We start from the raw sequence: 9,131 nt of genomic DNA on the forward strand, positions 1-9,131 counted from the left end.
GGTCCTCCCGGTTGGGGCCGCCCGAGGGCGGCCCCTGTAAGCTTACTCCGTCGAAGGCTTCTTCTTCGCGGCGGGCTTCTTTTCTGACGCGCCCTTTGCAGAGGCGCCCTTCTTGGGGGCGGCCTTCTTGGCCGCCGGCTTGGCGTTCTTCTCGCCCTTCTCGCCCGCCTTCTTGGTCGCGGGCTTCTTGGCGGCGGTCTTCTTGGCCGGACGGCGCAGCGTGCCGGTCTTCTTGAGGATCATGCCGCCCAGCGGCGGGACGCGCACGACGATGGACTGCTCGCGGCCGTTCCAGGGCTCGTCCTGGCACTTGATCTTGCCGGTGTTGACGACGCCCGAGCCGCCGAAGCGCTCGTTGTCGGTGTTGAAGAGCTCCTCGTAGACGCCCCACTCGGGCACGCCCATGCGGAAGTCCTCGCGCGCGTTGACGTCGAAGTTGATGAGGATGACCAGGTCCTCCTTGGGGTCGTCGCCCCGACGGACGAAGCTGATGATGGACTGGTCCGCGTTGTCCGCGTCGATCCACTCGAAGCCCTCGGGGGAGAAGGCGCGCTGCCACAGCGTGGGGTGCTCGTTGTAGAAGCGGTTGAGGTGCCGGACGAAGCGCTGCTGGTGGCGGTGGGTGTCGTACTGCTCGGCGAGGAAGTACTGGATGGCCTCGTAGTAGCGCCACTCGATGAACTGGGCGATCTCGTTGCCCATGAAGTTGAGCTTGCCGCCGGGGTGCGTCATCTGGTAGAAGGCGAGCGCCCTCATGCCGGCGAACTGGCGCCAGTAGTCGCCGGGCATGCGCGTGATCAGCGAGCACTTGCCGTTGACGACCTCGTCATGGGAGAGCGGCAGGATGAAGTTCTCGTTGAACTGGTACATGGACGAGAACGTGAGCATCCGGTAGTTGCCGGGGCGCCACGGGAAGTCGGTCTGCATGAAGTGCAGGGTGTCGTTCATCCAGCCCATGTCCCACTTGAAGTGGAAGCCGAGGCCGCCGTCCTCGGGCGGGTAGGTCACGAGCGGCCAGGCGGTGGACTCCTCGGCGATCATCATGACGTCGGGGTGCTCCTTGCCCATGACCGTGTTGGTCTGGCGGATGAACGCGGAGGCGTCCAGGTCCTCCTCGGTGCCCTTCTCGTTGAAGCGCTTCTGGCCCGGGTCGTCGATGCCGAAGTTCATGTAGAGCATCGAGGAGACGCCGTCCATGCGGATGCCGTCCGCGTGGAAGAGGTTGGCCCAGAACAGGGCGTTGGAGACGAGGAAGCTGCGGACCTCGCCGCGACCGTAGTGGAACTGGTGGGTGTTCCAGTTGGGGTGGATCTTGTGCTCGTAGAGCATCTCGCCGTTGAAGTTGGCGAGGCCCTCGGCGTTGGCGCAGAAGCCGCCGCACACCCAGTCAAAGATCACGCCGATGCCGGCCTCGTGGCAGGCGTCGATGAAGTGCATGAACTGCTTGGGGTTGCCGTAGCGGGACGTGGCGGCGTAGTAGCCGGTGGGCTGGTAGCCCCAGGAGCCGTCGAAGGGGTGCTCGTTGACGGGCATGATCTCTATGTGGGAGTAGCCCATCTCCTTGACGTAGGCCACGAGCTCGTCGGCGAGGTCGTCGTAGCTGTAGACCACGCCACGCTGCGCGGGGAACGGGTCGCCGGGGCCGGGGTAGGTGCCGTCCGGGCGCGGCTCGCCCTGCGGCTCGTCGCCATGGCGGCGCCAGCTGCCCAGGTGCACCTCGAAGATGTTGAGCGGCTCGGCGAACATGTCGCGCTTGGCGCGGCGCTTCATATAGTCGCCGTCGCCCCAGTCATAGCCCGCGAGGTCGAAGGTGCGCGACGCGGTGCCGGGGACCTTCTCGGCGTAGAAGCCGTAGGGGTCGGCCTTGTAGAGCTTGCGGCCGTCCTTGCACTCGATGAGGTACTTGTAGAGCGCGCCCTCCCCGAGGCCGGGAACGAAGCCCTGCCAGATGCCGCCGGTCTCGGTCTCGGCGAGCGGCGAGGCCGTCTCGTCCCAGCCGTTGAAGTCGCCGATGACGTGGACGCTCCGCACGCCCGGCGCCCAGACCGCGAAGTGGTAGCCGTTGGTGCCGTCGTCCGCGACGGCGGGGTGCGCTCCCATCTTCTCGTAGCTGCGGTACCACTCGCCGCGGGCAAAGAGGAACAGGTCGTCATTGCTCAGGTAGAGGGTGCTGTCAGGGGATTCCATGTCTCACTCCTCGATGGACTGTGCACAGGACAACACTCATTGTGAACGTTCCGTCAACGCCCTGTCCACGAAAACACGGCGAGCGAGGGGAGCGCGGCGGCGAGAAGGGCCGTCGGGTGGGAACCATCCCGCCCCGCCGGCTCTCCGGCACGGGGCGCCTCAAACCCCCAGCGTTCCGATCGGCACGACGAGAACGCCGTCCTCGCGCGGGTAGCTGTACTCCCCCACGCCCGTGAGCACCATGAGAAATGCCGGCTCGCCCATCCTGCTCGTGTCGATAGTCTTTCTGAGCTTGAGCAGCGACCGAGCCCCCTCGGCAACGAGCCCGTCTCCGCCCAGCTTGATCTCTATCAGCCCGTACGACCCGTCGCGCAGGTGCGCCACGGCATCGCACTCAAGTCCCGAGCTGTCGCGATAATGGGACACAAAGCCGCCGAGGCCGTCCATGTACGTCCGCAGATCACGGACGCACATGCTTTCGAACAGCAGGCCGAAGGTCTCCAGGTCCCTCAGCAACCCGTCGGGACTCGTCCCCAGCGCGGCCACCGCAATGGACGGGTCCGTGAAGTGACGGGTCTCGGTCGTTCGGATGGCCGCCTTCGAGCGGAGGTTGGGGTTCCACGCCGGAAGCTCCTCTATGACGAACAGGTTCCTGAGCGCCGTGAGATAGGACCGCACGGTCATGTCGGCAGAGGGATCATCGGACTGAGCCACGTCGGCGACCATCTGGGAGATCTTGCCCTGCGACGCGGTGAAGCGGGCGTAGGACCGCATGATACGGCGGGCTCGCGACGGGTCGCGCGCGACCCCGTCAACCTCGGAGATATCGTCCTCGACCACGGCGTCCAGGTAGTCGTATGCCTGCTGGAGGGCCTCGGCTTCCCCCTGGCCTATCGCGCGTGGCCAGCCCCCGCGCGCCACGAGGAAGGCGAGGCGGTCGATCGTGATGTCTGCAGGCGCAATCGGAAGTGACTTACCCGCAAAGAGGTCGCCGAGAGAGACCGCGCCTGTGGATTCGCCCGACTCCATAAGCGCCATGGGGCGCATCCGCATCCGTCCGATGCGCCCGATGCCCGTGTGACGACGCTCCCCCTTCTTGGGCGGCACCGTCGATCCGGTAAGGATGAACTGACCGAATTCCTGGCGCCTATCCGCTTCGAAGCGCACGGCGTCCCACAGCTTCGGGGCGAGCTGCCATTCATCGATAAGACGCGGAGCGTCTCCTTGCAGCAGCAGCGAGGGCGAAATCTCCGCGAGGCGAATGTTCTGCTCGCGCGTCTCGGGCCGCTGCATGTAGAGCACGCTCGCGGCCTGTCGCTCTGCCGTCGAAGTCTTGCCGCACCATTTCGCGCCCTCAATCAGAACCGCGTCTTTGCTGGCGAGCCGTCGCTCGAGCACGCGGTCGAAGACGCGAGGAAGGTATCGCTCCATGTCCCGGGGACCCCTCTCCGCCTCTGACAATCACCATGTTACTAAGAACGGTGGTTTTACATTAGTAGGAATATCGAATTTTTGTTAGTAGAAATATTGGATTTTCGTTAGTAGATTCCGAACACGCCGGGTTCCGTACGTACGCAAAGGGCCCGCCGGCCCCGGGAGGGGGGGCCGACGGGCCGCTAGCGCCGCGCGAGCCGTGCCTAGTAGTTGATCTTCTGCTCCTCGAAGTAGGCGCGCGGGTGGTTGCACACCGGGCAGACCTCGGGGGCCTCGGCGCCCACGTGCAGGTGGCCGCAGTTGAGGCACTTCCAGACCTTGACGCCCTCGCGGGCAAAGACCTCGCCCTTCTCCACGCGCTCAGCGAGCTTGTTGTAGCGCTCCTCGTGGTGCTTCTCGATGTCGCCGACCATGCGGAACTTGGCGGCGATCTCCGTGAAGCCCTCGGCCTCGGCGGTCTCGGCGAAGCCCTTGTACATGTCGGTCCACTCGTAGTTCTCGCCGGCGGCGGCGTCCTTGATGTTAGTCAGGGTGTCGGGTACCTCGCCGCCGTGGAGGTACTTGAACCAGAGCTTGGCGTGCTCCCTCTCGTTGCCGGAGGTCTCCGTGAAGATGTCGGAGATCTGGACGTAGCCCTCCTTCTTGGCCTTGCTCGCGTAGTAGGCGTACTTGTTGGTGGCCTGGGACTCGCCGGCGAAGGCGGCCTCGAGGTTCTTCTTCGTCTGCGAGTTCTCAAAGTCGACGGCCATCGGAGCTCCTTTCCCGTCCCCGCAGGGACATCTCTGGCCGGGCCCGTGCCCGGCCGCTGAACCGTGCGTCAGACGTGCCACGCGCCGTCGCCCGCCCGGCAGAAGCCCTCGCGCGAGAGCTCCTCCAGCAGGGCGCCGACCTCGCGGGCGCCTATCGGGCTTCTACCCGCTTTCTCCTCCACGCTTGCAAGCTCCGCGACGATTGCGTCGAGGCTCACGCCGGACGGCTCGCCGCGATGGGCGAGAAGGACGCGCAGCAGCTCGGCGCGCTTCTGGCGGTGCGATCCCTCGAAGCGCGACTGGCGCGCGTGCCCGCTCGAGCGCCGCGATGGGTTGGGCACGGTGCGCTTGAGGTAGGCGCCGTAGTCAAGCAGCGCGTAGTACCAGGTGCGCGGGTCGTCCTCCGGGTCGCGCGCGTCCGCAGGGCAGGTCGCGCGCAGGATTGGCGCGAGCGCGCGGTCGCTCACGCGCTCCTCGTCCGGGAAGAGCTCGTGGAGCAGGACCGCGCGCACGTTGGTCTCCAGGTAGACGGCCGGCAGGTCGAAGGCGAAGGCGCGGATGCCGGCCGCCGTGGCGGGCCCCACGCCGGGCAGCGCCTCGAGCGCGGCGGCCTCCGACGGGAGCTCCCCGCCGAGCGCCGCCACCGCCTGCGCCGCGCGGTGCAGCGCGAGGGCGCGTCGGTTGTAGCCGAGGCCCTGCCACTCCTCCAGGACGTCCGCCGGCTCCGCCGTCGCGAGCGCGGCGGGCGTGGGGAAGCGCTCGAGCCAGCGCTGCCAGCGGCCGTCCACGCGGGAGGTCTGCGTCTGCTGGAGCATGACCTCGGAGATCCAGATCTGGTACGGGTCGCGCGTGCGGCGCCACGGCAGGTCGCGGTAGAGCTCGCGGCCGCGCCCCAGCACGAGGGAACGAAAGGCCTCGAGGTCCTTCTCGCCCGTCATGCGGACGCTTCCCCGGCGGCGCGACGGGCCTCCTCCTCGGGCACGAGCTCGAAGGTGGCGTGCGGCAGCGGGGAGCGGCGCTCGACCACGAGCTGGTGCAGGGTCACGCTCGAGAAGAACGCGCGCAGCAGGCGCTCGGCGTTGCACCAGACCGACGTGTAGTGGCAGCGCTCGCGGTTGGGGCACACGGCGCCGTCGCCGTCCGCGTCCAGGCAGCACGCGAGCGCGATGGGGCCCTGCACCGCCTCCACGACCTGCAGCAGCGTGGTCGTGCGCGGGTCCACGGCCAGCCGCATGCCGCCGCTCGCCCCGCGCGCGTTGGTGACGATGCCCGCCGAGGCGAGGTCGCGCTGGATCGAGCGCGCGAAGGAGTACGGCACGCCGCCCTCGCGCGCGGCGGTCCGCACCGAGAGCGTGCCGCCGGGGTTCTCCACCAGCTCGGCGACCATGCGCAGCGCGTAGTCGGTCTTTCTGGATACGTCCATGCGATGTCCCTTCCTCGCGGCGGCGTCCCGCTAGAGCCCCCAGTCGAGCACGGGCCACCCGTGGCGACGGGCGCTCATCGCGAGCGTCTTGCCGGGGCAGACGGCGCGCGCCTCGCGGGCGGCCTCGAGCAGCGGGGCGTCGGTGTGGTGGTCGGCGTAGGCCCGCTCGAGCACCCAGGTCCCGGCGCCGAGGTGGGCGTCGCACCAGGTCTCGACCGCGCGGCACTTCTCGGCGCCCGCCACCACCGGGCCGTCGACCCGGCCCGTGTAGCGGCCGCGCTCGTCGCGCTCCATGCGCGTGGCCACGAAGCCGTCCACGCCCATCCGGCGCGCGGCGACCTCGGCGATCGGCTCGAAGGTCGCCGAGACGAGCAGCACGACCATGCCCCGCTCGTGGCACCAGGCCACCTCCGCGAGCGCCTGCGGGCGGTAGAGCGGCGCAAGGACCTCGTCGTGGAAGCCGGCCATGATGGCGTCGACCTCCTCGGAGGTGCGCCCGCCGAGGCAGCCGAAGACCAGCTCGCGCGCCTCGTCCTGCCGGAACGGCAGATGGAGCTTGTAGCGGATTCCCCACCATGCGAGCTTTGCCAGGCGCAGCGGCGACATCATGCCGTGCGAGAAGAGGTAGCGCGTGAACAGCGAGCCGGACTGGCCGTCGATCGACGTGCCGTCGAAGTCGAAGACCGCGACCTGGCGCGGCCGTCTGTCCGAGCTGTCTGCGCTGGCTGCCATGGCGCCCCCGCTCCCGCGTGTGTGACAGGGATATGATAGCGCGCCGCGTGCATTCGCGCGACGGCGGCGGGACGAGCGGGCGCCGTTCGGCATGAAAAAGGGCTCCCGAAGGAGCCCTCGCGTTGCAATGGCGGGATGTAAGGGACTCGAACCCTCGACCTCCGACGTGACAGGCCGGCGCTCTAACCAGCTGAGCTAACACCCCGTGCGCCTTGCGCGGGAGCTATTCTCTCATAGACTCCGGGGCGTGGCAAGGCCCAATCTCAAAAAATTTTAGGGCCGCCCCGAGGCCCCGGACGGGCGCCCGGAGCTAGGCGAGCGCGACGTCGGTCGTGGCGCCGCCCGCCGTCACGCGCAGCGTGGTCCCGTCGAGCTCCACCGCCGTGATGTCGCCGGAGCCGCCGACGGGGTTGCCGTCCGGCCCCATGACGTAGGTGATGCCGTCCAGGTGCCCGCCGACCACGTAGCTGACCACGTCCCAGCCGCCGTCACGGCTCTCGGGGACGAGCAGGGTGTCGGCGGAGCGCACCAGGCCGAAGGGCGTGCCCTCGAGCTGGAGCAGCACGTCGCCCGCCGCGTTCACGAGGCCCCAGGAGCCGTCGTCGGCCTGGCGCAGCGCGTAGGTCTCCCCGCCGTAGCTCACCGAGCCGTCGGTCCCGACCTGCTCCTGGCCCGCGTCGTGCTCCTCCTGCTGCTGTTGGACCTGGAGCTCCTCCTCGGTGGGGCGCAGGGTCTGCTCCTGGGCGGCCGGCTCCTCCTGCGGCGTCGGGAAGAGCCACGAGGTGACGAGCGTGCCCAGGACAAAGATCACCGCCAGCGCCAGAATGGCCGCGACGACGAGAAGGACCACGTTGAGCGCGCTGCGCCGGGGGCCCGCCTGCGGGGCGCGCGCCTCGGGGTGGCGCTCGGCGTAGCGGCGCTCGGCGCTCTTGCGGGCGCGGCCGGCGGCCTCGGCGGCGTTGGCGCGCGTGGTGACGCGGGCGCCCTGGCCGGCGCGGATGGTGGAGATCTGCTCGGAGTCGCTCGCAAGGCCCGGGCCCTGGCCCTGCCGCCGCGCGCGGCGCGCCGTCGGGCGGCCGGCGGGCGCGGCGTGGCTCGCGTGATGTGCGGGGCGCGCGTTCTTCTCGTCCCTGAAAGGCATGAAAGTCCCCCGATCCCTCGTGCTAGACCTCGCGGCGCTCCTCGATGGCGCGCCCGAGGGTCACCTCGTCAGCGTACTCCAAGTCGCCGCCCACGGGCAGCCCGCTCGCCAGGCGCGAGACGCGCACGCCGAGCGGCCGGATCGTGCGCGCGAGGTAGGTGGCCGTGGTCTCCCCCTCCACGTCCGGGTTGGTGGCGAGAATGACCTCGCCCACCTCGCCGCTCGCCAGGCGCGAGAGCAGCTCGCGCACGTGGAGCTGCTCCGGGCCGATCTTGTCCATCGGGCTGATGACGCCGCCGAGGACGTGGTAGAGCCCGTGGTAGCTGCCGGTGCGCTCGATCGCGCTCACGTCGCGCGGCTCGGAGACCACGCAGATGGAGGCGCGGTCGCGCGAGGCGTCGGCGCAGACGTCGCAGGTCTCGCGCGTGGCGTACGAGAAGCACACCGGGCAGAAGTGCACCTGCTGCTTGACCTCCATGATCGCCCGCGCGAGGCGCCGGGCCTCGTCGACGTCGGCCTCGAGCAGGTGGTAGGCGATGCGCTGGGCCGACTTGGGGCCGATCCCCGGCAGGCGGCCCAGCTCGTCCAGCAGGCGCTGGAGCGCCCGGCCGTCGTTGATGGCTGCGTCCATGCGGTCGGTCACCGCGTCCTAGAAGAGGCCCGGGATGTTGAGGCCGCCGGTCACGGCGCCGAGCTGCTGGCTGGCCATCTGCTCGGCGGACTCCAGGACGTCGTTGACCGCGGCGAGGATCATGTCCTGCAGCATCTCCACGTCCTCCGGGTCCACCGCGTCCGGGTCGATCGTGAGCGAGGTCAGGCGCAGGCCGCCGTTGGCCGTGACCTTGACGGCGCCGCCGCCCGCGCTCGCGGACACCTCGGTCTCGGCCGCCTTCTGCTGGGCGGCCATGAGCTGCTCCTGCATCTTGCGGGCCTGCGCCATCATCTGGTTGCGGTTCATGCCGCCCATGTTGAATCCCTTTGCCATCTGTGTTTCCTTTCGTCGTCGTTGTCTGGCGGGCGAGAAGGGCTAGTCGTCGTCCCCGTCCTCGCTGTCGTCGGTCGGCTCGTCGATGAAGCCGGGGTCCTCGGCGGGAGCCTCCTCGTAGGAGAGCTCCTCAGCAGCCTCCTCGTCCGAGGTGGAGGCCGCGGACTCCACGCTCACCGAGAGGGGCTGGCCGAACGCGGCGCTGAGCTGGGCCGCGATGTCGGCGAACTCCGGCGAGAGGTCCTGCGGGGCGCCGACCCCGCCGGGGCCTCCCCCGATCGCTCGGCGCTCCTCGCTACGCTCGTCGCTCACTTCGTGACTCGCATCGGGGGAGGCCCCGGCGGGGTCGGCGACCGGAGACGTTGTCGGAGAGTTCGCCGACACGGGAGGCTCCGCGGGCGCCGCGTTGGCCGGCTCGGGCTCGGCGGATTCCGCGCACGGAGAGAGGTCGGCGTCGGTGTAGGGGACGGGGTCGGGGGC

The 9,131-nt window shown here is 69.3% G+C and carries 10 protein-coding genes and 1 tRNA gene; all 11 read right to left on the reverse strand.

The genetic code is table 11. The features are described from left to right. Positions 1 to 42 precede the first annotated feature (42 nt). The 11 genes from glgB to H6A07_RS09380 all read right to left on the reverse strand — a co-directional run bounded on the left by glgB (position 43) and on the right by H6A07_RS09380 (position 8,963). On the reverse strand, positions 43 to 2,187 hold the full coding sequence (glgB, locus tag H6A07_RS09330) for a 1,4-alpha-glucan branching protein GlgB (RefSeq protein ID WP_204814653.1): 2,145 nt from the start codon (positions 2,185 to 2,187) through the stop codon (positions 43 to 45). A gap of 159 nt (positions 2,188 to 2,346) precedes the next feature. Then, positions 2,347 to 3,618 (reverse strand): ATP-binding protein, encoded by a 1,272-nt coding sequence (locus tag H6A07_RS09335; protein ID WP_204814654.1) that lies wholly within the window; start codon positions 3,616 to 3,618, stop codon positions 2,347 to 2,349. 206 nt (positions 3,619 to 3,824) lie between these two features. After that, on the reverse strand, positions 3,825 to 4,370 hold the full coding sequence (gene rbr / locus H6A07_RS09340; protein ID WP_204814655.1) for a rubrerythrin: 546 nt from the start codon (positions 4,368 to 4,370) through the stop codon (positions 3,825 to 3,827). Between the two features lie 68 nt (positions 4,371 to 4,438). Next, positions 4,439 to 5,308 carry an adenine glycosylase gene (locus H6A07_RS09345; protein WP_204814656.1) on the reverse strand — a complete coding sequence of 290 codons (870 nt, stop codon included), beginning with the start codon at positions 5,306 to 5,308 and terminating at the stop codon, positions 4,439 to 4,441. Then, the gene (locus tag H6A07_RS09350) at positions 5,305 to 5,793 is read right to left on the reverse strand and encodes an RrF2 family transcriptional regulator (protein WP_204814657.1); all 489 of its coding nucleotides are present in this window, start codon (positions 5,791 to 5,793) and stop codon (positions 5,305 to 5,307) included. The genes H6A07_RS09345 and H6A07_RS09350 overlap by 4 nt, the downstream gene beginning before the upstream one ends. 30 nt (positions 5,794 to 5,823) lie before the next feature. After that, positions 5,824 to 6,525: an HAD family hydrolase gene (locus H6A07_RS09355; protein ID WP_204814658.1), complete on the reverse strand. Its 702-nt coding sequence runs from the start codon at positions 6,523 to 6,525 to the stop codon at positions 5,824 to 5,826. Between the two features lie 128 nt (positions 6,526 to 6,653). Continuing rightward, a tRNA-Asp gene (locus tag H6A07_RS09360) sits at positions 6,654 to 6,730 on the reverse strand. A 105-nt stretch (positions 6,731 to 6,835) separates the two neighbouring features. Beyond that, positions 6,836 to 7,666 (reverse strand): hypothetical protein, encoded by an 831-nt coding sequence (locus H6A07_RS09365; protein ID WP_204814659.1) that lies wholly within the window; start codon positions 7,664 to 7,666, stop codon positions 6,836 to 6,838. Between the two features lie 22 nt (positions 7,667 to 7,688). After that, a complete protein-coding gene (gene recR / locus H6A07_RS09370) occupies positions 7,689 to 8,297 on the reverse strand; it encodes a recombination mediator RecR (RefSeq protein ID WP_204814660.1) in 609 nt (202 codons plus the stop codon). Positions 8,298 to 8,315: 18 nt separating this feature from the next. Continuing rightward, on the reverse strand, positions 8,316 to 8,651 hold the full coding sequence (locus H6A07_RS09375) for a YbaB/EbfC family nucleoid-associated protein (RefSeq protein WP_204814661.1): 336 nt from the start codon (positions 8,649 to 8,651) through the stop codon (positions 8,316 to 8,318). A gap of 42 nt (positions 8,652 to 8,693) precedes the next feature. Beyond that, positions 8,694 to 8,963 carry a hypothetical protein gene (locus tag H6A07_RS09380; RefSeq protein ID WP_204814662.1) on the reverse strand — a complete coding sequence of 90 codons (270 nt, stop codon included), beginning with the start codon at positions 8,961 to 8,963 and terminating at the stop codon, positions 8,694 to 8,696. Positions 8,964 to 9,131 lie beyond the last annotated feature (168 nt).

Source organism: Olsenella uli (assembly GCF_016899935.1).
Classification (GTDB): Bacteria; Actinomycetota; Coriobacteriia; order Coriobacteriales; family Atopobiaceae; genus Thermophilibacter; species Thermophilibacter uli_B.

Bases quoted from the DNA above. Each gene is read 5' to 3' on its own strand.
- H6A07_RS09355 (WP_204814658.1), bottom strand. From the start codon at position 6,525: ATGGCAGCCAGCGCAGACAGCTCGGACAGACGGCCGCGCCAGGTCGCG.
- H6A07_RS09345 (WP_204814656.1), bottom strand. From the start codon at position 5,308: ATGACGGGCGAGAAGGACCTCGAGGCCTTTCGTTCCCTCGTGCTGGGG.
- H6A07_RS09350 (WP_204814657.1), bottom strand. From the start codon at position 5,793: ATGGACGTATCCAGAAAGACCGACTACGCGCTGCGCATGGTCGCCGAG.
- recR (WP_204814660.1), bottom strand. From the start codon at position 8,297: ATGGACGCAGCCATCAACGACGGCCGGGCGCTCCAGCGCCTGCTGGAC.
- rbr (WP_204814655.1), bottom strand. From the start codon at position 4,370: ATGGCCGTCGACTTTGAGAACTCGCAGACGAAGAAGAACCTCGAGGCC.
- H6A07_RS09335 (WP_204814654.1), bottom strand. From the start codon at position 3,618: ATGGAGCGATACCTTCCTCGCGTCTTCGACCGCGTGCTCGAGCGACGG.
- H6A07_RS09365 (WP_204814659.1), bottom strand. From the start codon at position 7,666: ATGCCTTTCAGGGACGAGAAGAACGCGCGCCCCGCACATCACGCGAGC.
- glgB (WP_204814653.1), bottom strand. From the start codon at position 2,187: ATGGAATCCCCTGACAGCACCCTCTACCTGAGCAATGACGACCTGTTC.
- H6A07_RS09375 (WP_204814661.1), bottom strand. From the start codon at position 8,651: ATGGCAAAGGGATTCAACATGGGCGGCATGAACCGCAACCAGATGATG.